This window comes from Tsukamurella conjunctivitidis, from assembly GCF_007858475.1.
In the GTDB taxonomy this organism is placed as follows: Bacteria; Actinomycetota; Actinomycetes; order Mycobacteriales; family Mycobacteriaceae; genus Tsukamurella; species Tsukamurella conjunctivitidis.
Genome location: NZ_VIGX01000011.1, coordinates 89743 through 112891, shown reverse-complemented (window position 1 = coordinate 112891; position 23149 = coordinate 89743). Strand labels below are relative to the sequence as shown.

The window sequence follows — 23149 nt, the reverse complement described above, 5'->3', positions numbered from 1 at the left end:
CGGGCTTCGCGCCCCGCGAACGCGGCCGGCTGCAGCTCGGCCTCGGGCCGCCGCACGCACCGGGCGCCGTCGCCGAGGCCGTCGCGGCGGCTGAGCTCGCGGCCCGCGCCGCCCGGCCCGGCGGCGGCACCGTCGACGCCTCCGCGCTGGCGGGGCGCACCCTCGTCACCGAGCCGGGCACCCGCGAGGCGCTCGCCCGGCTCGACCGGGCCCTGCTCGAGCCCCTTCGTGCGCACGACGGCGGGCTGGTGGAGGCCCTGCGCGCCTACCTCGACCACCACGGGCAGTGGGAGGGCACGGCCGCCGCGCTCGGCGTGCACCGGCACACCGCGCGGGCGCGGGTGGCCCGGGCCGAGGAGCTCCTGGGCGTCGACCTGAAGTCGGCCCGAGTGCGGGCCGAGCTGCTACTGGCGCTGCTGTTCGGCGACGAGTAGCGCCCGCAGCCCCTCGATCAGCGCGGCGAGCCCAAGATCGAAGGCCTGCAGGGACCGCTCCGGGCCCGACGGTGCCGCCGCCAGCGCGCGGCGCAGGTCGTCGGTGCCGGCCTCGTCGTCGACGTGGATGGGCTCGTCGGGCGCCGAGACGTCGAGCGCCGCGCCGAGCAGGAAGTTCTCGACCGCCACGACGATGCCCATGACCAGTTCCTCGGGGAAACCCGCGCGGAGCAGGCCCGACGTCGCGGCGCTGTACATCGCGAGGTTCTGACGGCCGCCGATCGTCTCGGTCGCGAGCAGCCGCACCGCGGACGGGTGAGCGGCGAAGGCGTCGCGGTAGGTGCGCGCCCAGGTGTCGAGCGCCCGGTCCCAGGGCAGGACGTCGAAGCAGCCGGCGTCGATGTCGGCGGTCACGAGGTCGCGGACGAGGCCGATCACGGCGGCGCGGCCGTCGGCGTGGTGGTAGATCGACGAGACCGTCACGCCGAGCCGGCGGGCGAGGGCGGGCAGGCTGAAACCACCGTCGCGATCGACGAGTTCCAGGGCGGCGGCGCCGATCGCGGCCCGGTCGAGCTGCGGGGTGCTCGGTCGTCCGGCGCGTCTGCTCACCTGCGTGAACCTACCGGATGTCTGCACTAATCGAAAGGTTGTCGATTGAGGTCTTGTGGCCGGAGCCACATCGGTCTATCTTTAATCGAAAGCCTATCGATTAAGCCTCAGGAGACGAGATGGAGCTCATCCTCGCGCCCGGTGTCCCGGTGTCGCCCGCCCGCGTCGACCGGCCGGAGCGCGCCCCGCTCCGGGTGGGGCTGGTGCAGCACCGCTGGCACGACGACGCCGACCTCCTCGCCCGGGAGCTCACCGACGGGATCGGGCAGGCCGCCGCGGCCGGCGCCGAGGCGGTCTTCCTCTCCGAGATCACGCTGATGCAGTACCCGGCCTTCGAGCGCGGCGGCGCGCAGCCGAGCAGGCTCGCCGAGGACCTGCTCACCGGGCCGACGTTCACCTTCGCCGCCGCCGCGGCGAAGCGGCACGGCGTCGTCGTACACGCCTCGCTGTACGAGCGGCACCCCGACGCCGAGCCGCTCGGCTACAACACCGCGATCATGGTCTCGCCATCCGGTGAGCTGCTTGCGAAGACCCGCAAGCTGCACATCCCCGTGACCGCCGGCTACTACGAGGACACCTACTTCCTCCGGGGTCCGTCCCAGGCGGACGGCGCCGAGCCCTACCCGGTGCACGCACCCTCGGAGCTGGGCGGCGCGCGCTTCGGCCTCCCGACCTGCTGGGACGAATGGTTCCCCGAGGTGGCGCGCGCCTACTCGCTCGGCGGCGCCGAGGTCCTCGCCTACCCCACGGCCATCGGATCCGAGCCCGACCACCCCGAATTCGACACCGCCCCGCTGTGGCGGCAGGTGATCGTGGGCAACGGCATCGCGAGCGGCACCTTCATGGTGGTGCCCAACCGGTGGGGCGACGAGGGCGCGATCACCTTCTACGGCAGCTCGTTCATCTCCGACCCGTACGGCCGCATCCTGGTTGAGGCGCCGCGCGACGCCTCGGCCGTGCTGGTCGCCGACCTGGACCTGGACCAGCGCCGCGACTGGCTCACGCTGTTCCCGTTCCTCGCGACCCGCCGCCCCGACACCTACGGCGCGCTCACCGCGCCCGTCGCGGCCAACGGGCCGCTGGGCGGCGGTGCCCGATGAGCTGGCGCATGCCGTCGGAGACGGCCCCGCAGACCCGCACCTGGATGGCCTACCCGTCCGCCGGCTACTCGCTCGGCGACACCGCCGAGGAGCACCACGCCGCGCGCGCGACCTGGGCGGCGGTGGCGAACGCGATCGTCGACTTCCAGCCCGTGACGGTGGTCGTCGACCCCGCGGAGCGGGAGGCCGCCGGGCGGTACCTCTCGAGCCGGGTCGACGTGGTCGAGGCGCCGCTCGACGACGCCTGGATGCGCGACATCGGCCCCACCTTCGTCGTCGACGAGGCGGGCCGGTTGGGCGCCGTCGACTGGATCTTCAACGGCTGGGGCGGCCAGGACTGGACGCGGTGGGACCGCGACGGCCGGATCGGGCGGTTCGTCGCCGAGCTCGCCGGGGCCGAGTACATCGGATCCGAGCTGGTGGGCGAGGGCGGCGGTCTCCACGTCGACGGTGCCGGCACCGTCCTGCTCACGGACACCGTCCAGCTCGATCCCGGGCGCAATCCGGGGTGGACGAAGCGGCGGGTCGAGGCCGAGATGCAGCGGACCATCGGCGCCACCCACGCCGTCTGGCTGCCCTACGGCCTCACCCGGGACTACGACACCTTCGGCACCCGCGGCCACGTCGACATCGTCGCGACGATCCCGTCGCCGGGCACCGTGCTCCTGCACGACCAGCGCGATCCGGCGCATCCCGATCACGAGCGCTCCGCACACCTGCGCGACGTGCTGGCGGGCTCGACCGATGCCGCGGGGCGCGCCTTCGAGGTCGTCCCCGTTCCCGCGCCGACGGTGCTCCGCGACGACGAGGGCTTCGTCGACTACAGCTACATCAACCACGTCGTGGTGAACGACGCGGTGGTGGCGTGCTCCTTCGACGACCCCCACGACGGCGTCGCCGTGGAGGCCCTGGCCGCGGCCTATCCCGGACGCGAGATCGTGACCGTCGACGCGCGGCCGCTGTTCGCCCGCGGCGGCGGCATCCACTGCATCACCCAGCAGCAGCCCGCAGTCTGAATCCGCGCCGTTCGCGCAGGTAGAGTGCGGGCGATGGGGAACCGATGACGGCGGCGACGGTCGCCGCGATGGTGCTCGCGGGCTTCGCCGCCGGGCTGATCGGCTACCTCACCGGATTGGCCTCGCTCGTCTCCTATCCGGCGCTGCTGGTGTTCGGGCTGTCGCCGGTCGCCGCTAACGTCACGAACACCGTGGCCATGGTCGCGGTGGGGGGTGGCTCGATCGCGTCGTCGGCGTCGGAACTGCGGAAGAACCCCGCGCAGATGCGCACGCTCGCCGTCCTCGCGATCGCCGGCGGGCTGGTCGGCTCGGCCCTGCTCCTGCTGGCGCCGGGCAGCACCTTCGAGAACGTCGTCCCCGTCCTCATCGCGGGCGCGGCGATCGCCATCCTGCTGCAGCCGCGCCTGCACGAGCATCCCGGCGTGGCGCGGCTCGCGCGGTTCTACCCGGTGGGGGTGTTCCTGGTCGCGGTGTACGGCGGCTACTTCGGGGCCGGCGCGGGCGTGATGATCCTGGCACTGACGCTCTTGGCGACCAGCGAGCCGCTGTGGCGCGCGGCGATGCTCAAGAGCTACGCCCTCGGGCTCGCGAACCTGGTGGCCGCCATCGGATTCGCGATCTTCGGTCCCGTGCACTGGCCCGCGGCGATCGCGATGGCGATCGGCGGCTTCGCGGGCGGCTGGTGCGGGCCGCCCGTCGTGGCCCGGATCGACGCGGCACGTCTGCGCGTGATCGTCGCCGTGTGCGGGCTCGGCCTCGCGGCGTGGCTCGCCCGGGTCTGGTTCTGACGGACTGCGACACGATCGCGACGCGGCCGTGACGAGACCGAGGAGAGGCCGCCGCACCAGCATCGGAGGATCGGCTCATGATCGACTCCGACGCCGCGCCGTGCCGCGCCCGGGTGACCGCGGTGGACCGCCTCCCCGACGAGCTGCGGATCGTTCTGGTCCTGCGGATCCAGCAGGGGCGCAGCGTCGCCGAGTGCGCCGACGTCCTGATGATGACGGAGGACCAGGTGCGGCTCGTGCAGCACCGGGCCCTGTCCGTCCTCCGCGCCCACCTCGGGGCGACGTGACCTCAGGAGCGGTCGGCGGGCCGTCGGACGTGGAAGTCCGCGTCGTCGGGCGCGGAGAGCATGCGCACCATCGTCTTCCGGTCGAAGGGCCATAGGTCGATGGACCCGCCCTCGGTGAAGTACCACGAGTTGCAGCCGGTGTTCCAGACCGTCGGGCCCATCGCCTCCGCCACCTGCCGGTTGAAGGTCTCCGTGGCCTCCTCGGTGACCTCGACCTCCGTGACCTCGCCGCGGCGGAACCGGTCCAGCCACTGCGCGATGTAGCGCGCCGTGAGCTCGGCGGAGAACTGCAGGGAGATCGAGCCGGTCGGTGAGTTGGGGCCGAGCACGGTGAACAGGTTGGGAAAGCCCGGGATCGCCGTCATCCGGTAGGCGCGCGGACCGTCGGCCCAGGCGTCGTCGAGCTTGCGGCCGTCGCGGCCAGTGACGCGCATGGGCCGCATGTAGTCGTGCGCGCGGAAGCCGGTGGCGAGCACCAGGAGGTCGGCCTCGTGCAGCGTACCGTCGGTGGTCCGGACGCCGCCGGCCTCGATCCGCTCGATGCCCTGGGTCACCAGGGAGGCGTTGCGCGCCTTGAGCGCCGAGTAGTACGTGCCCGAGACCACCTGCCGCTTGCACAGCGGCTCGTCGTCGGGCGTCAGGTCCCGTCGCATCGACGACGGGACCTGAGCACGCAGGGACAGCCGCGCGTAGGCCTGCACGGCGCGCCGGCGCCACGACGGCGTGGTCACGATGTCGGCGAGGATGCCGGAACCCCAGAGCAGGCCCTGGTGCACCCGGTCGAGCACTTTCGGGGCGCGGGAGAAGAGCTCGGAGATCAGGCCGAGCTGGGGCAGGCGCATCGGTGCCCACAGCACCCACTGCGGGGAGCGCACGAAGTGCGTGAGGTGCTTCGCCTTCGGCTGGAGCGCCGAGACCACCTGCACGCCGGTCGATCCCGTGCCGATGACGGCGATCCGGCGGCCCTCGGTGACGAGGGAGTCGTCCCAGCGGGCGGTGTGCACCACGTCGCCGTCGAAATCGGCGAGGCCCTCGATGTCCGGGATCGCCGGGTTGTGCAGGACGCCGGTCGCGCAGACGACGACGTCGGCGGTCATGGTCTCGCCGGTGTTCAGGGTCAGCGTCCAGGTGGCGGTCGCATCGTCGAACTCGGCGGCCAGAACCTCGGTGTTGCAGCGGATCCGGTCCGCCAGGCCCAGTCGGTCGACCACGTCGCGGTGGTACTGCTGGATCTGCGGGCCGGTGGCCCAGATCTTCTCCCAGTCGGGCTTCGGGGCGAAGGCGAACTGGTAGATCTGCGAGGGCACGTCGCAGGTCAGCCCGGGGTAGTGATTCCAGAACCACACGCCGCCCACGTCGGCGCCCTTCTCCAGCACCACCCAGTCGGTGAAGCCCTGCTCCTGCAGCACGTGCGCGGTGGAGATGCCGGCGACGCCGGCGCCGATCACCACGATGCGGGGCTCGGTCATCGCGCCTCCTCCAGGCCGCGGCGCACAGCGAGCGGGGCGGTGCGCCGCGCGGCCGCGAAGGCGTCCGCGCGCTTGCTCCGGGCCATGAAGTTCGCGCCCAGGCCGGCGAGGTCGGCACCATCGGGCGAGACGACGGTGACCTTCTGTCCACGGGCTCGGGCCACGGCCACCTCGGACCAGAAGACCTGCGACATGGGGCGGCGCAGTACCGCGTACTCGAGGAGTCCCCCGACGCCGGGGCCGCGCACGCCGGGCGCGGAGGCCATGGACACGACGGCGAAGATCTCGTCCGCGTCGGCGGGCGTCACCAGATCGACGGATGCGGTCGAGGCGGCGCCGCCGTCGACGTAGGTGCGGCCGCCGATCTCGACGGGCGGCATCCACGCGGGGATCGCCCACGAGGCCCGGAGTGCTTCCCCGGCAGTGGCCTTCGGCGCACCGGGGGCGCCGAAGGCGACGCGCTCCCCGGTCGCGGGCTCGTAGGCCACCAGGCGGGCCTTCGGCGGCACGAGGGCACCGGCGCCGACGGTGGCGTCGGCCAGCTCCTGCAGCCAGGTCGCGTCGCCGCGGCCGCGCGGCGCGATGCCGGTGAGCGGCGCGTGCCCGCCGCGGCGGGTCCACAGCGTCGACGGATCGGCGGGCAGCGAGAACGGGACGCGCGGCAGTGGGGCAGGCGTCGCCGCCAGGTGGTGCTGCAGCACGGGCGAATCCGCGCGGCCCTCCTGCATCGCGACGAGGTCCTGCACCGAGAAGGACTGCAGCGCCGTGATGATCTCCGAGCCCGCGGAGGTGCCCTGCAGCACGTCGAGGTCGCGGACGTCGATGCCGAGCTGTTCCTCGAGCGCGGCGAGCGCGGCGACGGTCCACGCCCCGCCGATGGTGCCGCCGCACCCGATGACGAGCGCGCGGGTCACCGGGACGCCTCCCCGTCCGTGAGCGCGGCGTGCTGGGACGCCTGGCGGGCGATGCGGTCGGTGTAGGCCTTGCGGGCCTGCGCGTCGAGCGCGAGCGTGCGGCGATCGTCGAGGAGCCTGCGGGCGAGCCGCTCGATCGGCTCGGGGACGAAGGCCTCGACGAGGCTCCAGCCCGGCGCGACCCACTTCGGCACCGAGGTGCGGGCGGCGCGGGTGCGGAGGGTGTCGAGGATCGCGGCGGCCACGTCCTCGGGGTCGACGGTCGGCATGCCGCCGCCGAGCTGCGCGCCGGAGGAGAGTTCGGTGCGGACCGCGGACGGGAGGATCGCGCAGACGGTGACGCCGGTCCCGTCGTACTCGCGGCGGGCGGCCACGGACGCGCCGAGCGCCGCGAACTTGCTCGCGTTGTACGTGACCATGCCGGGGATCGGGATCATTCCGGCCATCGACGCGACGTTGACGATGTGGCCGCGGCCCTGCGCGACCATGCCGGGAATACCCGCCCGCATGCCGTTGAGCATGCCGCGCACGTTCACGTCGAGGATGAGGTCGGTGGTGTCCTCGGACTCCGCATCGAAGGCGCCGAGCGGCATGACTCCGGCGTTGTTGATCAGCACGTCGATCGGCGCGTCGAGGTCGTCGACCAGCGCGGTCCACGACGCGCGGTCCGTCACGTCGAGGCGCACTGCGCGCGCGTCGGGAATGGTCGCGGCGGTGGCCTCCGCGACGTCGAGGTCGACGTCCGCGAGGACGACACGGGCACCGTGCTGCGCGAAGAGGCGGGCGGTGGCGGCGCCGATGCCGCGTGCGCCGCCGGTGACGACGACGAGGGCGCCGTCGAGCCGCGCGAGGTGATCGGTGGAGGAGAACAGGTTCATGCGACCGACAGTATCCGAATACCGGTAGTTTTTGAATACCCGCTGCCGTATTCTTTTCGGGTGGCCAGGCTGACCAGGGTGGAGCAACGCGCGCAGACGCGCGCCGACCTGCTGCTCGCCGCGCGGGAGCGATTCCTCGAGGTGGGCTACGCCGCAGCGAGCCTGGAGGACATCGCCGACCGCGCCGGCTACTCCAAGGGCGCCGTCTACTCGAATTTCGTCGACAAGCCGAACCTGTGCCGCGAGGTGCTGCAGGCCATTCACGAGGAGAAGGCGGCCGAGATCGAGGCGCTGGCGACCGCGCCGGGGCAGGTCTCGGACCGGATCGACCGGTTCTCGGACTGGGTGGAGCGAACCCTCGGGGACGTGGGCTGGACGATGCTCGAGCTGGAGTTCATGGTGGTCGCGCGGAACGACCCCGAACTGCGCGCGATGGCGGTGGCGCTGCGGAACTCCCTGCGGCAGGCGGTGGTCGACGGGCTCACGGGCCTGCTCGGCGTGGCGAACTCCGGCGCTGTGGACGGCGAGCAGATCGAGTACGCGGCCGACCTGATGCTGAGCGCGGGGGTCGGCATGGGCATCCACCGCGCGCTGGACCCGACGATTCCGACGGAGTCCCTGGTCACCTCGCTGCAGACGACGCTGGCGCTCATGGGCGTCCAGTAGGAGTCGGAGCCGCAGGGGTCAGAGGAGGACGAGCGCCTCGCGATGCACTGCGACGGCACGGCCGTCGTCGAGCTTGACGGACACCTTCTCGTCGTCCGTGCTGAGCACCGTGCCGAAGCCGAGCTCCTCGCCGCGGAGCTGTACTCGATCGCCGGGGGTCATGGCGGTCACCTCTTCTGCTTCGTGAAGGTGCAAACGTAGCCCGTCGAACGACTTCTTGAGGCCGGTTCATGGGATGTTCACCGATCACAAATGGGACAGATTCTTCAGATCTGTCCCAACTGCGTGTAGTGTCGCCCCGAACGCCCGATCAGGAGGACGCGACATGACGGCTGTGCAGAACCGCACGGACCTCGCCGAGCAGTGGCCCGCACCCGCGGAGCCGCAGATGGTGGGCTCCGACCCGTTCTTCGACGCCCCGTCGGGCTTCGAGGACGCGCCCGAGGGCACCGTGCTGCGGTACCGCGACGTGAGCATCGGCTTCCTCGGCCGGATCAAGCAGAAGGTGCGCGCCACCCAGCTGCTGTACCGCACCGTCAACATGCACGGCGTCCCCGAGGTCACCGTGACCACGGTGCTCAGCCCGCTGCGCGGCGCGAAGCCCGGAGCCCCGCTGGTCTCGTACCAGTGCGCGATCGACTCGCTGCACCCCAAGACCTTCCCCTCGTACGTGCTGCAGCACGGCGTCCGCTGCGACGACGCCTCGTTCCCGCAGATCGAGTACCTCTTCATCGCCGCTGCCGTCGCCAAGGGGTGGACCGTCTCCGTGCCCGATCACGGTGGCCAGGCCGGCCGCTGGGGCATCCCCCGCGAGCCCGGCTACATGGTGCTCGACGGCCTGCGTGCCGCGCTCTCGCACGAGCCGCTCGGCCTCGCCGCCGACACGCGCCTCGGCGTCTGGGGCTATTCGGGCGGCGGCCTCGCCACGTCCTGGGCGGCGGAGATCGCACCGTCGTACGCCCCGGAGCTGAACCTGGTCGCCGGGGCCGTGGGCGCACCCGTCTCCGACCCGGGCAATGTCTTCGTCTACCTCAACAACACCCTGTTCACGGGGCTGCCGACGCTGGTGATCGCGGCGCTGGCCCGCGAGTACCCGACGCTCCGCGAGGTGCTCGCCGAGCACGTCGACGACAAGGGCCGCAAGCTCTTCTACGAGGACGCGCTCCACTGGTCACCCGAGCGGGCCATCCGCAAGATGGCGCACAAGGACTTCGGCTACTACTGCGACATCCCGTTCGAGGACATCGCCCGGCTGCCCAAGCTGCTGGAGATCTTCGACGACATCCGGCCCGGCCAGTCCGCGCCCGCGGTGCCGATGCTCGTGGTGCAGTCCACCAAGGACCAGATCTCCCCGGTCACCGACGCCGAGGCGCACGTCGGGCGATACGCCGCCGGCGGCACGCACGTCGAGTACGTGACCGACCAGTGGAGCGACCACTTCTCCATGCACTTCCTCTCGGCGCCGATGCTGCTCGGTTGGCTCGCCGACCGGCTCGACGGCAAGCCCGCCGCCAAGGCCGGGCACCGGCACAAGCGGACCATCATGGCCTCGCCGCGGCAGCTCGGGCGCACGCTGCGCCTCGCCGGCACGCTGACCCGCGTGGGGCTCGGCCGCCGGATCTGATCACGCCGCCTGGGGCGGCGCCGTGGATCGGTGCACATGCCCGGTGGGGGTGCGGGTTTCGACGGTGTGGCGCCCGCTCGGGTCGGGGATGACGGTGCTTCGCCAGCCGGCGGCTTCCTTGGCGTAGTTGCATGCTGCGCAGAGGCCTTGGCCGTTCTCGAACTCGGTGGCACCACCTTTCGCGTGTGGGACGACGTGATCGGTGTGCGCGATGGGTGCGTCGCAGTACGGGGTGCGGCAGTACCGGTCTCGGGCGCGGATCAGCTCCGCGAGTCCGTCGGGGAAGCAGCGTTGCCGCGAGTCCATCGCCACCACCGCACCCGACTCCGCGACGTAGAGCCGTTTGACCCAGGCGACGCCAGCGGCGGTGGCCCTCCCGACGAGGTTGCGGGCGATCTCCGCGGGTATGGTGCCGCCACCGTCGAGGTGCCCGGTCCCGGACTGATCGCCGAGGAGCACAGTGGCGGGGATGGTCAGGTTCACCGTGACCGGCTGCCCGGCGGCGGCCTCGCGGCCGGTGAGGCGGGCAATGGCCGTGTCGGCCATCAGCTGCCCCACGGTCCGCGCCTCCTCCCCGATGCCGCGCAGCGACTCCGCAGCCTTCCGAACGGCCGCGTACACACCGACGGCCTGCGCGACCGGCAGCAGCAGCGAGACCCGGGCCATCCCCTCCGGCAGCGGCCGAATGGTGACGGTGCGGTCCTTCTCCGCGGCGGCGTTCCGATCCACCGTCGCCTGCGCGCCGAGACGGTAAGCGACCTGCTCCACGCGGGCCGCGATCTGCTTGAGCCCCAACCCGGCCAACACGGCCGGATCCGCGCACAGTTCCGCGTCAGCCCGTTGCCGATCCGCGACATCGAGATGCGCAAGTCCTGCCAGCAGAGTCGGGATCGCTTCCGGCGTCAGATCACCCGCATGCAGCCGGGCCCGTAGCTGCGGCATGTTGCGTTCCAACTCCACCGCCCGCGCAAGGAACCGCGCGGCCGTATGCGGCGACATGTGCAAGGCCAGCCCGATCTCCGCGGCCACGCCCTGCTGCCACCGATCCTGCGCCAACCCGGCGGCGATCCGCTCGCACACCCGCTCCCGCAACAGATCAGCAGCGAGCGCGTACTGTTCGAGCACCAGCCAGGCACCGCCGCACATGACTCGAACGCAACCGCTCGGCCACCGACCTTCCCTCGGGAGGCGGGTCCTCCTCTACCGCAATGTTTTCGTCCATACCAGGACGCTACGCCGACCCACCGACAAGTTTTCGAGATCGCACAACACTATCGAACGACTATGAGTCGCGTGGGGAGCGGAGGCGAACCGCGGCGGCCGGTGGGGAGCCCGCCGTGCGGTCAGCGCGCCGGAGTCGTCGTGGTCGTCGTCGCGGCCGGCGCGGTGGTGGTCCGCTTCGGCGGTGTGGTCGTGGTGGTCGTCGCCGGCTTCTCCGCCTGCGTCGTGCTGACCGGGGCCTCGGTCGTGGTCGTCTTCGGCGCGGTCGTCGTGGTCCGCGTCGCCGACGGTGCCGAGGTCTCGGGCTTCGTCGTGGTCGGCTCCGTGGTCTTCACGGGCTTCGTCGTGGTGGTGGACGGAGCCTTCGTGGTCGTCGTGGTGGTCGTGCGATCGGTGGTCCGTGTGGTCGTCGTGGACTCCGCGCCGTCGGCGTCGGTCGTCCGGGCCGTCGAGGTGGCGGCCGCGCTCGAGCCGGTCTTCGCCTTCGTGGTCGTGGTCGTGGTCGTCGACGGGCGGCTGCGGCTGGTCGCGACGCTCACGTCGACGTCCTCGCCCAGGGCCCGCACCACGTCGGCCCTGGTCCCGTTGTAGACGGCCGCGCCGGCGATGGCGCGGGCGGAGGGGGAGAGCACCGTCCGGTCCCGGTTCGGGTTCCACTCGCCGTCCGCGCCGGGAAGAGCGGTGATGACCTCGGCCCGGCCCGACGAGGGCATCGCGGCGAGGGCCGTGCCCGGGTAGACGGGCGGCGGGGTGTAGCGGGCCGTCGGCGTGACGTCGTAGGCGAGCCACGGCGCGACGACCCGGGCCTGGTCCCGGGCCGCGACGGGCCGGCCGGGCGTGACCGCCCACACCGGCAGGTAGGGGTCGTCGCGGAACCGCGGGTTGGGACGGGCGTGCGGGTTCTGCGGCACGTTCAGCCCGATCGAGACGGAGATGATCGGCTGCGGCCGCGGCCGGCTCCAGTCGCGCGGATACACCCACATCACGGGAACGTCGGCGCGGAAGGCGGCGTCGTACCAGGGCTTGGGCCAGGACGGGCGCTCCCACGGCTTCGGCTGCCCGGGGTACCACGGTCGAACGCCGAGCTGCCGTCCGTACACGGTCCAACAGGTCTGCGACTGCACCTCGGCGCCGGCGACCCAGCCGTTCCACCGGCCCGTCTCGCAGATCTGGCGGTACACGGCGATCTGGTGCGGCGTGTAGTTCCACGGACGGGTGTTGACGGGTCGCGTGAGCTGCGGCGGCGGAGGCGCCACCTCGTGCTCGCCGACGGGCAGACCGGGTACGGGCGGCGCCTTCGGGTAGAAGACGGTGGCACCGTCGCCGGAACTGGCGGTGATGGTGCCCTGCTCGAGCCCCGCGTTCGCCAGGGCCTGCGCGGCGACGGGATCGCCCACCATCGTGACGCCCTTCTCGGGCACGGGCACACCGTCGGTCTGCCAGGCGCCGGGGTTGGCCGTGAAGTCGTCGCCGGTGATCTGGGAGAAGGCGACGGAGCTGTCCTGCTGATCCTCGCTGGACCCGCACGCCGTGAGGGCGGCGACGGTGAGGAGGGCGGCGGCCATCGCGCCCAGGGGCTTCGCATTCATGACGGACCCGTTCCGATCGGTCGGATTGCACAAGCGCTGGTTTCGTAACGCCGATTACCTGCGCCCAGTCGATCACGACGGTTCGGGACGGTCAAGCCCCGCGGGGTTGGGCTCCGAGGCTCACGGCACGCTAGAGTCGATTGCGATCGTGAAGACCGACGGGGTGCTGAGGAAACGTGTGGACTGATCTGGCCCGGTGGCTCCGGGGCCTGCGCGGCAGGGTGTTCGCCGCCGCGCTGGTGGTCGCCGCGGCCGCCGCCGGCGGGACTGTCGGGTACTCGACGACGGAGCCGTACTACACGACGCAGGGGACGGTCATCGTGCTGCCGCCTGGAGCGGGCAGCAAGGATGCAGGTCAGAACCCGTTCGCGAACATGTACAACTCCACACAGTTCACCGCGGTCGTGGCGACGAATGTCCGATCGGAGGAGACCCGCGATCGCGTGGCCGCCTCGTCCGGAGCGCGCCGCGACTACACCCTCGAGACGGTGGCGCGGGAGGTGCGCGCGAATTTCGCCCAGAACGTCGCCCAGATCGACTACACCATCAACGCCGGCGATGCCGACGCCGCCCGGCGCGGTGCCGATGCGCTCGTCGCTGCCGTCCGCGATGCCGTCCGCTCGATCCAGACCAGCGCCGGCGTTCCCGTGGACCGGATGGCCCAGGTCCAGGTCGCAGTGCCCGCGCCCGCGGCGCACGAGGTCACCGGTGATCTCGCCATTGCCGCGTTGACCTTCGGCGCGGTCTCCGCCCTGGTCACTCTGGGATTGGCGTTGGTGTGGCGGTACGTGCGGAGCGCCGACGGGCGAGCAGCAGGGGCACCACGACCGCGACGGCGACCGCGGTTTCGATCAGAAGCAGAGCATCCAGTGGCTGTCGGAACCGGGTTCGGGTGAAGAAGACGGCCATCACGGGCGCGTTCGCGACGAACAGGCCCATGATCAGCCACTCCACCGGCCGGATCGACAGCCTGCGATGGAGGCCCAACCGTAGCGCGACACCTACGAGCATCACTGCGAATGCGAGTACCAACAGTGCGATGCGAGCGGGACTCTCGGCCTGCTCGGCGGTGGCCGGCGGGTTGTAGGGCGCGAAATAGTTCAACGTCTTCTCGACGTACAGAGAGGCGGCCCGGCCCGGATTCGCGGTGATCCAGTCGATCGCCGACTGCTGCATGTAGCGATCCTGATCCACCTCGTTCAAGCCTCGTGCACCTGCTTCGTACGGGCCCAGGTCGACGGCGACTCCGGAACTGCCGGTGGCGGAGGGGTTGTTCCCGATCAGCAGGTTGCGGCCCCCGCTGGTGCTGACCACCACGGGCGATCCCAGGCGGTGCGCGTTGTAGACCGTCCACGCCGCGATCGGGGCGAAGGCGGTGAGCCCGGCGGCGACTGCGTATCGGAAGCGGTTGCCGTGCTGACGCACGAGGATCCACAGCCCGATCACGGCGGCGCTGAATCCCATCGTGGGGACGGAGAGCACCGATACGGCGAGCAGGGCCCCGATCGCCAACGCGGAGCGCGTGGACAGGTGGCCGTCGCCGGCGCGGGACGCGTACAGCACGAGCAGGACCAGTGCCGCCGTGGCAAGGGCCTGCGGATAAAGCGTCGTCGCCGTGTAGGCGTTGATGGGATAGAGCAGGACGAACGGAGCGGCGATCGCGCCGAGCGCGCACCGGGTGATGCGCACACCCAAAACACCCGCGCTCACAGCCGCGATCACCAGAAGCGCGGCGGAGACGGCGGGTAGCAGGGATTCCGGAACCCCGACCGCGAGGAACGCCGCCAACAACAGAGGCCAGGCAGGAGGTCGGTACGCACTATCTGCCCCGTACAGGCGGTACCCGTCGCCGGCCACGATCCCGCGCGCGATCTCGACGTACTCTTTCTCGTCGCTGTAGCGCAGCGGTGTGCCGCTGTGGACCGCATAGGCGATGACAAGGAGCGATGCTGCTGCGAACATGGCCAGGGCGACCGCGTGGGAGCGCGGGAGCGCACGCAGGGAGTCGAGTATGCGGGGCATTCGGTTCCTTCCGGCTATCATTGCGATCGCATTATCGCAGGCGCTCACAGTCCTGGGAGGCGCGACAGACAGAGTGAGGCGGGAAGGACGGACGTGGACATTGCGGGCATGGTTCGAGACGTCTTCCTGCGCCGTGTCGTCGTCGCCGCCGTTATCGTCGCCGCCATCGTCTGCGGTGCCGTGGGCTGGAAGTCGATCACCGTCGAATACGAATCGGTGGGGGCGGTCGTCGCCATCCCGCCTGGTGCCGGTAACCCGAACCCCACGCTGAACCCGTTCACGAACCTGTCCAATACGGCACAGTTGGCGCACGTCCTGGCGACCGTGGCGGTCAGTGAGGACGCCCGGCGTGTCGTCGCGGACAAGGGCGGGTCGCCGGACTACGTCGTCTCGACGGTGGCAGGTGAGGGCTCGTCCGCGCTTCTCTCCCCGCAGGTCGTGTTCGCGGTCCGCGCGCCGAACCAGTGGGCGTCCCGTGAGGCGGCGGTGGCCCTCATTGACTTTCTGCGCGTCCGCCTCCAGGCCATGCAACGGGAATCGGGCATGGTCGACGGGACCTTCGCCGACCTACGAGTGGCGGTCGAGCCCAGGCCGGGAGTCCTGAGCGGTGCGGATCCGGCGCGGACCGCCGTCGGATACGCGATGGGCGGAATGCTCCTGGTCCTGTTCGTCGTGGTCCTGCTGGCGGGACTGCGAGGAAGTGCTGCCCGGGGCGGGCCCGAGCCCGTCGATGGTGACCATCCGACTCACTCCGGCCCCCTGGAGGACGGCGCATCGGCGACAGTGGATCCTCACACCGAGCAGGCGTTGTTGTGACACGGCTGCGGGAGTCGCTCGCCGTACTCGATCCTGTCGACGTGGGATCGACGATCACGCGCAGGATCGCCCGGACGATCGGGCCACCGGGCGCGGTGTTCGTGGCGACGTGCGGTTTCGCGTTGCTGTCGATGCGCCAGACGATCACGGTCCCGGCCACGTACGGACTGACGCTGGCCCAGACCATGTTCGCGGTGGGTGCGTTGGTGTGGGGGACCGCCGCGTTTACCGGGTACGGACTGCCTGTGCGCGACCGCACCATCGTGGCGGCCGTGCTCGCCTACGCGTGTGCCTCCTTCGTCTCCTACGCGGGCGCAATGTCGCGCGGCGTCCCGAGCGGCATCACGGTCGAGGCGATGGACCGCTACATCATCGTCGACATGTTGTTGGTCGGAATGGTGCTGCTGATCCTCGCGGTCGCGCGGACCGAGCAGTCGCTCCGTATCATCCTGGGCGGCCTCCTGCTCGGCGGAACCGTGAGCGCTCTGTTCGCGCTGCTGTTCGCCGGCACAGGGCTCGACATCGCGGCCAGCTTCCGGATTCCGGGGCTCACGAAGGCGAACGATTTCGTCTTGATCAAGAACGCAACGCGGGCAGGGCTGAATCGGCCGCAGGGCAGCGCGGGGCACCCACTTGAGCTGGGCGCGGTGCTCACGCTGCTCGTCCCGCTCGGTGCCGGGATGATCCTGGCCGCCCGAGCCCGTGGGGCTAAGGTGTGGCCCTGGCTGACGTGCACGGGCCTCATCGTTGTCGCGGACGCGGCGTCCCTGTCCCGGTCGGCGGTCGTCGGCGGGGTCGCCGCACTGCTCGTAATGTGCTGGCGCTGGCCAGTGCGCCGGTTGCTCGGCATCGTCGTCAGCGCCGCCACGATCGTGATCGTCGGTACGATCGCGCAGATCAAGATCATCACCGCGCTGATCGAGACCTTCGCGGGATCCGGCAACGACTCGTCGCTGCAATCGCGGGCCGTCGGCCAGGCCTTCGTTGCGGAGAACGTCTGGAAACGGCTCTGGTTCGGGCAGGGGGTGGGCGCGTATCCGACGCTCAAGCAGCCGGTCCTCGACAACCAGTACCTCTCGCGCCTCATGGAGGCCGGTGTCTTCGGTCTGGTCACGTTCCTCGGCGCCCTGGGAGTGGGTCTCTACCTCGCGATCCGCGCTTCGGCGAGGGCCCACGGGGCGCTCGCCGACATCGCCAGCGGTATCAGCGGGTCCATCGCCGCGCTGATCGTGATCTGCCTGATCCTCGACACCTCGGGCTTCATGCAGATCTGGTACATGACCTGGATTCTCGCGGCGCTGGCCGGGGCGGTGTACGTCTTGTCCGGCGACCAGCCGCCGCCGGACGTGGTCGAGGAGCCCGCCGGGTAGGATCACGGGCGTGAACCACGCGCACGCCGACGCCGCCGGAACGTCCCGGACCGCCCGCATCTGGGGGTGGGTCGGCGCCGCCGTCGCGCTCGCCACGTCGCTCGTGCACCTTCCGATGCTCGGCGACAACAGCTGGGTGGTCTCGCTGATCGTCGCGGCGATGCTGATCGGTTGCGCGCACTGCTCGGTGTGCCTGTTCCGCAACCCGACGGTGAGCGCCTGGGTGCGGACCGCGGCGATGGGCGCGATCATGATCGCGCTGCACCCGGTGTTGATGTCGGCGATGGACTCCGGCATGGCGGGCATGGACCACTCCATGCCCGGGATGGACATGGGCGCGATGGGCCACTCGATGAGCTCGATGCAGCCCTGGATGACCCTGATGATCGTCTTCGCCGCGGCGGAGATCGCCGTGGCCGTCGCGGCGCTGAGCATGATCGCGCTGCGCAAGCGTGCCGTGCGGTGACCACCGTCACCGTCGTTCCGCGTAACGAACGGCTCGAGACCGGAGATAGGTGAAGGATGAACGCGAAGACTGACCTCAAGCGAGCGGGCCTGCGTCGCGCCGCCACCCTCACTGCCGCGACCTCGCTGGTCGTCGGCCTGACCGGTGGTGTCGCCGTCGCCGACCCCGACACCACTACCAAGCCCACCGCACCGTCGGCGGAGCTGCTGCTGAACTCCAGCGACTTCCCGGGCGGCTACATCGTCGTGCCGTCGCCGCAGCAGCGGCTGGCCAACGAACTCGGCGCCGACCCGCTGACCCTCGCCAGCTCGGCGAAGGTCACGCCGCCGGAGTGCAAGAACCTCCTCACCGCCGTCAAGGGCGGCCAGAGCGACGGCGACACCGTCGCCGGCGTGCACGATCAGGACCGCAAGAGCCTGAGCGAGACGCTCGTCGCCAAGGACGTCGACGTCGACACCGTCAAGGTCGGCCTGCTCAAGATGTGCTCCGACGTGACCATCGAGACCAACGATCCGCGGGGCGGCACCATCAAGGTGCGCGCCATCACCAAGGAGGTCTCCTCGGACAAGCAGAAGGCCACCTTCGAGATCGCCCTCGACGGCACCCGCACCAAGGGCGCCGACTCCTTCCCGATCCACCAGAAGGTCCTCGTCGGCGTGGCCTCGCTGCGCGGCTACACCGTCGCGGTGCAGGGCACCAAGCTCGGCGGCGACCCGGATCGCGGCGAGTTCAACGGCTTCCTCGACAAGGCCGTGAAGAAGATCAAGGACGCGAAGTAGCTTGACGACGGTGGCGCAGGAGTCCGACGCCGCTGCGACGACCGAAGGATCCCCGGGCGCCCCGCGCGCGGGCGGCGTCGCAGCGCTCGCCGTCGGCTCCGTCGCCGCCGTCGCGGTGGTGATCTGGCTGGTCGCGAGCGAGGGCGAGCTGCGCTACCTCGTCAACGGCAATGCCTACCCCGGGGCGCTCACCGCCTACGGCGCGGCCGTCGGCCGGGTGATCGGCACCGTCGCCGCGGCGCTGACCTTCGGCGCGGTGGGCTACGCGGTCTTCCGGACCAAGGCCCTCGACACGGGGGAGCTGGGCCTGCGCGGGTACCTCACGCAGTTGCAGGCCCGACGGTACGCCGCCGTCTGGGCCGTCGTCTCGCTCCCGATGATCTTCCTCGCGGCCGCGGAGAGCGCCGCCCAGAACCTCGTCGACACGTACCGGGTCGGCGGTCTCGGCATCCTGATCTCGGCCTCCGACACGGCGAAGGGCTGGATCGTCTCGCTCGTCTGCGCGGTGATCGTGTACGCGGCTCTGCGCACCGCGATGACGTGGATGGCGCACCTGTGGATGCTGCTGCCCGCGGTCGTCGGCCTGCTCGCCACGGTCGTGACCGCCAACGAGGCCCAGAACTGGAACCACGACTACACGACCGCCGCGCTGACGACGCTTGCGGTCGTCGCGGCCCTGTGGCTCGGTGGTCTGTGGTCGGCGGTGCGGTTGCCGGCCCGGCCCGAGCGCCGCTGGATCGGCCCGCTGTTCGCCGCCGTGGCGCTGGTCAACGGCGCTGTCATCGCCGTGGTCATGGCACCCGGATCCGACCTCTGGGTCACTTGGTACGGCCTGCTTCTGCTCGCCACCGGGGCGCTTCTCCTCGTCGCGGGCGCGGCGCACTGGCTGCGCGCGCTGCCGGTCGCGGCGGCGCTACTGACGGCGGCCTTCGGCACCGCCATCGCGGCCTCGGAACTGACGCCGCCGCCGTTCCTGCGCAGCCGGCCCACGGTGGGGGAGAACTTCCTCGGCTACAACCTGCCGGATCCGCCGAGTGCGATGTCCTTCCTCGGGAACTGGCGGCCCGACCTGAACCTCGCGCCCTTCGCGATCGCCCTCGCCGTCGGCTACCTGCTGCTGGTGCGGCGTACGACGAACTGGCCCTGGTACCGCAGCGTCTTCTTCGTGCTCGGCTGCGTCTTCCTGCTCACTCTGACCAGCTCCGGGCTGCGCACCTACTCCAACGCGATGTTCAGCGTGCACATGGTGGTGCACATGCTGATGACCTCGATCGTGCCGGTCTTCCTGCTGCTGGGAGCGCCGATCACGCTGATGCGGGACACGCTCACCGGGGCGCCCGCGCGGTGGCTCTCGACCGTGCTCGAGTCGAAGTCCTTCGCCGTGCTCATGCGGCCCGTCGTGCAGCTCGGACTGTTCGCGGCGGTGCTCTACGGTCTGTACTTCACGCCGCTCTTCGACAGCATCGGCCGCTACCACTGGGGCCACCTGGCGATCTACGCCGCGCTGCTGTTCACCGGCTTCCTGTTCTACTGGCGCGTCTTCCAGATCGACCCGGTGCCGGGCGAGCTGCCGTTCATCGGCCGCATCGGCATGCTGCTCGCGATGATGCCGATCACCATGGTGTTCGCGCTCATCGTGATGACGATGGACGGTCTCGTCGGCTCGCGCCTGTACCTCTACCTCGACTTCCCGTGGATGACGGACCTGCACCGCGACCAGTTCGTCGGCGGCGTCGTCGCGTGGGCCACCGACGAGGCCGCGATCGCGCTCGTCACCCTCGGTCTCGTCCTGCACTGGGCGTGGCGCAACCGCGACGAGGACTCCGAGCCAGAGTTGCTCTGAGTCGGCCGTGAGGCCGTCGGTCCCCCGGGGCTCCGGCGGAGGGGCGAGGCTGTCGACAATGCCCTAACGATCATGCAGCAGAACATCACGATCGCTAAGTATGATCCGATCATGAACCGGATCTTCGGCATCGTGTGCGTGCTGATCGTAGCTCTGACCGCCGGTGTCGGCACGGCGGCAGCTGATCCGACGGGTGTCGCCGACCGCGCCGGGCTGTTCGGCGACCGGGCGGGCGACGTGGGGGCGGCCTTGGACGATTTCCAGCTGCGGACGGGGATGACCGGCACCGTCGTCACCGCGAACGGGATCGGGGGGCAGGACATCCGCGCGTTCGCCACCGGCGCGGGCGCGGTGCTCGGCCGGGATCGCGGCGAGGCGGTGGTGATCGCGGTGGACGTACAGACGAGGAAGGTCGGTGTCTACACCACACCGACGGCGATGACGCGCATCCCCGATGCCGAGATCACCCGCGTCATCGACACCGCCATCACGCCGCCCTTCCGTGCGGGGAACTACGCGAACGGCGTCATCGCCGGGCTGCGAGGTCTCGCCGACGTCGCCACCGGGCTCGCCGTGGCCACAACGACCGCCGCCGTCGCCACCACCCCTGACGATGCTGTGGTGCTCGCTCCCGGCCTCGCGGGCGGGACGACGTACAACCCCGGCGACGGCGGGATCTACGGCAGCTATCCCGGATCTTCCCCACACTGGCAGAGCCCGGCGACGCAGAACAGTGGGATCCCCGGGGTGATCATCGCAATCTTCGTCCTGGTGGCGATCGGCATCGTCGTCTCGATCGTGACGAAGCTCGGGGCCGCCGCGAACGCTGACACCCCCGAACTGCGCTCGCGCCTCGCCGCTGTCATCGACGACGAGCCCGGCTACGCGACCTGGTCGAACCGCAAGCGCTACGCCCATGCGCACCGGCACACCGGCGTCGGCCTGGTCACGTGGAACAGCATCTACCCGCAGTGGCACGTACGGGAATCGGAGACGGGTTCGAGTTCGTCGGGCGGGGTCTTCGGCGGTGGCGGATCGAGCTCGAGCTTCGCCTCCGACAGCGGCTCGAGCGGCCCGAGCTCCTCGTCGAGCTCGGGCGGCTTCTCCGACGGCGGCGGCTCATCAGGAAGCTTCTAGGCAATGATGCCGCGACGCTGTTCGCCTTCGCCGCGCTCGCCGCAGCCCTGACGTTCGGACGGGGCCCGCGCGCAGCTGGGTGTCGGCGTGCTCATCGCGGGAGCCTCCCCACCCGTCAGAACTTCATCTGGTTGTTGCTGCCGGCGTGCGCAGCGTACGCCTTCGCTGGAGGAAGTGGTCCGCGCTGGCCCGGGGTGCCGGCGCTGGTCCGGATCTGCGCGCCGGGGCTGGCCATGTCGGCGTGGCTCACCGCGCTGTGAGGGGCTTGCTCCGCCCGCAGGTAAAGAGATGAGTGGGATGCACCTGAGCCCGACATCGCTGTCCTTCGTCTCGGCGGTGGCCGCAGTCTTCCTCGTGCCGACCGTGCTGGCCACCGCGGGATTCTCGGGCGTGCTCGTCCGGGCGCGGGAGGCCTCCGTGGTGGGCGTGATCGCGGCGGTGCCCGCAGTCGTCTTCGCCAGTGGGGCGACGCTTTCCCCCGATGACTCCCGGCGGGGCGGACTCGTCTGGTCGGCCGTCGGGGCGTTCCCGGACATCGCAGGCCGTTCGCCGGTGCTGGTGGTCCTGGCCTTCCTCGGCGGTTTCGCGGCGACAGTGGCCGTGCGGGCCGTGCCGGCCCGCTACGGCGCAGTCCTGGTGGCATCTCTGGTCGCGCTCGCTGCGGCGCTGATGTTCGGCGCGCAGCTGTACCAGAAGTACGTAGAGCTGCCGGCCGCCGTGCTGACGGTTCTCCTACTGACCCAGCTGTTCGTATCGAATCACGTGCGCAGGCTCTGGCCGCTGGTCGCCCTGGCCGCGTTGCAGGCGCTCACTACTGCCGGACTCGTGCTGCTTCCGATTCTTCATTCGAGGTGAGGAACGCGACCCTGCGTGAGCGTTAGCCGACGCGACTACCGCGAGCGGTGCTCAGGTTTCTCCAGGATCGTCGCCTGCGCCTGTTTGCGGCTGATTCCAGCAGCGGGCAACCACGTGTCGGGCCCGGGTGCGTCGTACGCGGTGAGGCCCTCGTGATATGCCGACGACGCACCGAAGTACGTGACGTCCAAACCGTAGAAGTTGGCCTTGTAGTACCAGATGTCGCCGAGCTCATTCCATTGCGCGGCACTGGTGGCCGACTGGCCGTAGCCGTACCAACCAACCTCGCCGATCGAACACCGGACACCCCGATCGACGCACCACCTCCCGAATCGGTCGAGGCGCCCGAGAAAGCCTCGGTCGTACCCGTAGTCGGCCCAGAAGTTGCCGGGTGGCTGCTCGTAGTTCGGATCTTCTTTCGCAGGGTTATAGGTTTCGCCCGCGGTGCTGTCGCCAACCGGATACATGTGCAACGAGTAGACGATCTTGTTCTGAGGATCGACGACCCAGCCGCCTCCGGGATCGGTGTCCGGTAGGTCCTGCGACCAATGGCAGCACAGTGATTCGACCCAGATGGTCTTGTTGTCACTGTTCGCCCGGATCGCGGCGACGACCGCGTTGACGTGCGTCTTGTACGTCGAATAGGGCTGGTAGTCCGGCTTCCGAACTTCCGGGCGGGTGGGGTGATTGAACCGCACGGGCTCGTTGAACAGGTCGTACGCGACGACGCTGGTGTCGTTCTTGAATTCGGTCGAGAGTTTGCGCCAGACGTCGGTGGTATCCGTCGTGGTGAGGCCGGCGCCGCAGAGAAGGGTGGTCGACGTCTTGGGCTTCTTCCACTCACAACCGTTGTGCAGATCCAGCACGGTGCGCATGCCGGCAGTCCTAATTTTCGAGACTTCCGACTTGACCGCCGCCCAGTAGGCCGAGTGGAATGTGCGATTACCCGTGTCGAGGTTCGGCTGGAGGTAGTCCCAATTAATGTTCAGGCGAATGAGCTTGTGTCCCAATCCCGCGAGGTAGTTGTACGACGACTGCGGCTCGCCGGTACCGACTGCGGTCGGGTGGTCGTAGATGATGTTCGCCTGAACGTACAGCGTTTGGATGTTGAGTCCGCGTTGCCCGTCGCCTACTTGGACGGCTGCCTGCGCTGGTACGGCAGGTCGCATGCCATTGATGGCCACCAGTAGAGATGCGGCGAGTATCAGTGCGGCACGCCACCTGAGGCGCCGCCCCGGCGCGGGCTCGCGGTGGTTACGGAAGGAG

23 protein-coding genes are annotated in these 23149 nt (G+C 70.5%); 14 read left to right on the top strand and 9 right to left on the bottom strand.

Going from position 1 to position 23149, the window contains the following annotated elements; all coding sequences use genetic code 11:
• The coding region (locus FK530_RS17520; RefSeq protein WP_146488262.1) for a helix-turn-helix domain-containing protein at window positions 1-434 on the top strand (434 nt) is incomplete at its 5' end.
• On the opposite strand, the gene FK530_RS17515 is transcribed toward FK530_RS17520, so the two are convergent.
• Window positions 405-1043, bottom strand: a complete 639-nt coding sequence (locus FK530_RS17515) for a TetR/AcrR family transcriptional regulator (RefSeq protein WP_146488261.1) — start codon at window positions 1041-1043, stop codon at window positions 405-407. The genes FK530_RS17520 and FK530_RS17515 overlap by 30 nt on opposite strands.
• Window positions 1044-1162: 119 nt before the next feature.
• Here FK530_RS17515 and FK530_RS17510 point away from each other — a divergent pair, with 119 nt between their 5' ends.
• The 4 genes from FK530_RS17510 to FK530_RS17495 all read left to right on the top strand — a co-directional run bounded on the left by FK530_RS17510 (window position 1163) and on the right by FK530_RS17495 (window position 4234).
• A complete protein-coding gene (locus tag FK530_RS17510; RefSeq protein ID WP_146488260.1) occupies window positions 1163-2143 on the top strand; it encodes a nitrilase-related carbon-nitrogen hydrolase in 981 nt (326 codons plus the stop codon).
• Entirely contained in the window at window positions 2140-3159 is a 1020-nt protein-coding gene (locus tag FK530_RS17505; RefSeq protein WP_146488259.1) for an agmatine deiminase family protein, read from the top strand. The genes FK530_RS17510 and FK530_RS17505 overlap by 4 nt, the downstream gene beginning before the upstream one ends.
• A 44-nt stretch (window positions 3160-3203) precedes the next feature.
• Complete coding sequence (locus FK530_RS17500; RefSeq protein ID WP_146488258.1) at window positions 3204-3947, top strand: sulfite exporter TauE/SafE family protein; 744 nt, start codon at window positions 3204-3206, stop codon at window positions 3945-3947.
• Window positions 3948-4024: 77 nt separating this feature from the next.
• Window positions 4025-4234 (top strand): sigma factor-like helix-turn-helix DNA-binding protein, encoded by a 210-nt coding sequence (locus tag FK530_RS17495; RefSeq protein ID WP_146488257.1) that lies wholly within the window; start codon window positions 4025-4027, stop codon window positions 4232-4234.
• 2 nt (window positions 4235-4236) lie between these two features.
• Here the strand turns inward: FK530_RS17495 and FK530_RS17490 are convergent, their stop codons facing one another.
• Genes FK530_RS17490 through FK530_RS17480 form a run of 3 tightly spaced genes read right to left on the bottom strand, consistent with a single transcriptional unit; the run spans window position 4237 to window position 7495 of the window.
• Window positions 4237-5703 carry a flavin-containing monooxygenase gene (locus FK530_RS17490; RefSeq protein WP_146488256.1) on the bottom strand — a complete coding sequence of 489 codons (1467 nt, stop codon included), beginning with the start codon at window positions 5701-5703 and terminating at the stop codon, window positions 4237-4239.
• Window positions 5700-6617, bottom strand: a complete 918-nt coding sequence (locus tag FK530_RS17485) for a patatin-like phospholipase family protein (protein WP_146488255.1) — start codon at window positions 6615-6617, stop codon at window positions 5700-5702. Before FK530_RS17485 ends, FK530_RS17490 begins: the two co-directional genes overlap by 4 nt.
• Entirely contained in the window at window positions 6614-7495 is an 882-nt protein-coding gene (locus tag FK530_RS17480; protein ID WP_146488254.1) for an SDR family oxidoreductase, read from the bottom strand. The genes FK530_RS17485 and FK530_RS17480 overlap by 4 nt, the downstream gene beginning before the upstream one ends.
• Before the next feature lie 60 nt (window positions 7496-7555).
• On the opposite strand from FK530_RS17480, the gene FK530_RS17475 reads away from it, so the two are divergent.
• Complete coding sequence (locus FK530_RS17475) at window positions 7556-8161, top strand: TetR/AcrR family transcriptional regulator (protein ID WP_146488253.1); 606 nt, start codon at window positions 7556-7558, stop codon at window positions 8159-8161.
• Between the two features lie 18 nt (window positions 8162-8179).
• Here FK530_RS17475 and FK530_RS25910 read toward each other — a convergent pair whose 3' ends face one another.
• Window positions 8180-8323: a hypothetical protein gene (locus FK530_RS25910; protein ID WP_158645127.1), complete on the bottom strand. Its 144-nt coding sequence runs from the start codon at window positions 8321-8323 to the stop codon at window positions 8180-8182.
• A 163-nt stretch (window positions 8324-8486) separates the two neighbouring features.
• On the opposite strand from FK530_RS25910, the gene FK530_RS17470 reads away from it, so the two are divergent.
• Entirely contained in the window at window positions 8487-9785 is a 1299-nt protein-coding gene (locus FK530_RS17470) for a lipase family protein (protein ID WP_158645126.1), read from the top strand.
• Here the strand turns inward: FK530_RS17470 and FK530_RS17465 are convergent, their stop codons facing one another.
• The 3 genes from FK530_RS17465 to FK530_RS17455 all read right to left on the bottom strand — a co-directional run bounded on the left by FK530_RS17465 (window position 9786) and on the right by FK530_RS17455 (window position 14665).
• Entirely contained in the window at window positions 9786-10931 is a 1146-nt protein-coding gene (locus tag FK530_RS17465) for an HNH endonuclease (RefSeq protein WP_146488251.1), read from the bottom strand.
• A 197-nt stretch (window positions 10932-11128) separates the two neighbouring features.
• The gene (locus FK530_RS25905) at window positions 11129-12595 is read right to left on the bottom strand and encodes a hypothetical protein (protein ID WP_158645125.1); all 1467 of its coding nucleotides are present in this window, start codon (window positions 12593-12595) and stop codon (window positions 11129-11131) included.
• Window positions 12596-13351: 756 nt separating this feature from the next.
• Window positions 13352-14665: a glycosyltransferase family protein gene (locus FK530_RS17455; RefSeq protein WP_146488250.1), complete on the bottom strand. Its 1314-nt coding sequence runs from the start codon at window positions 14663-14665 to the stop codon at window positions 13352-13354.
• Window positions 14666-14725: 60 nt separating this feature from the next.
• On the opposite strand from FK530_RS17455, the gene FK530_RS17450 reads away from it, so the two are divergent.
• The 7 genes from FK530_RS17450 (at window position 14726) to FK530_RS17420 (ending at window position 21883) form a co-directional block, all read left to right on the top strand.
• Window positions 14726-15433 (top strand): hypothetical protein, encoded by a 708-nt coding sequence (locus FK530_RS17450; RefSeq protein WP_146488249.1) that lies wholly within the window; start codon window positions 14726-14728, stop codon window positions 15431-15433.
• Complete coding sequence (locus tag FK530_RS17445) at window positions 15430-16803, top strand: O-antigen ligase family protein (protein ID WP_146488248.1); 1374 nt, start codon at window positions 15430-15432, stop codon at window positions 16801-16803. The genes FK530_RS17450 and FK530_RS17445 overlap by 4 nt, the downstream gene beginning before the upstream one ends.
• Before the next feature lie 10 nt (window positions 16804-16813).
• The gene (locus FK530_RS26340) at window positions 16814-17269 is read left to right on the top strand and encodes a hypothetical protein (RefSeq protein ID WP_191834172.1); all 456 of its coding nucleotides are present in this window, start codon (window positions 16814-16816) and stop codon (window positions 17267-17269) included.
• Window positions 17270-17325: 56 nt separating this feature from the next.
• A complete protein-coding gene (locus FK530_RS17435; RefSeq protein WP_146488247.1) occupies window positions 17326-18048 on the top strand; it encodes a hypothetical protein in 723 nt (240 codons plus the stop codon).
• Between the two features lie 10 nt (window positions 18049-18058).
• Window positions 18059-19891, top strand: a complete 1833-nt coding sequence (locus FK530_RS17430; RefSeq protein WP_146488246.1) for a cytochrome c oxidase assembly protein — start codon at window positions 18059-18061, stop codon at window positions 19889-19891.
• A 111-nt stretch (window positions 19892-20002) separates the two neighbouring features.
• Window positions 20003-21028 carry a TPM domain-containing protein gene (locus FK530_RS17425; protein WP_158645124.1) on the top strand — a complete coding sequence of 342 codons (1026 nt, stop codon included), beginning with the start codon at window positions 20003-20005 and terminating at the stop codon, window positions 21026-21028.
• 288 nt (window positions 21029-21316) lie between these two features.
• A complete protein-coding gene (locus tag FK530_RS17420; RefSeq protein ID WP_146488244.1) occupies window positions 21317-21883 on the top strand; it encodes a hypothetical protein in 567 nt (188 codons plus the stop codon).
• Window positions 21884-21918: 35 nt separating this feature from the next.
• Here FK530_RS17420 and FK530_RS17415 read toward each other — a convergent pair whose 3' ends face one another.
• Window positions 21919-23067 (bottom strand): glycoside hydrolase family 5 protein, encoded by a 1149-nt coding sequence (locus FK530_RS17415; RefSeq protein WP_231706682.1) that lies wholly within the window; start codon window positions 23065-23067, stop codon window positions 21919-21921.
• Between the last annotated feature and the right edge of the window lie 82 nt (window positions 23068-23149).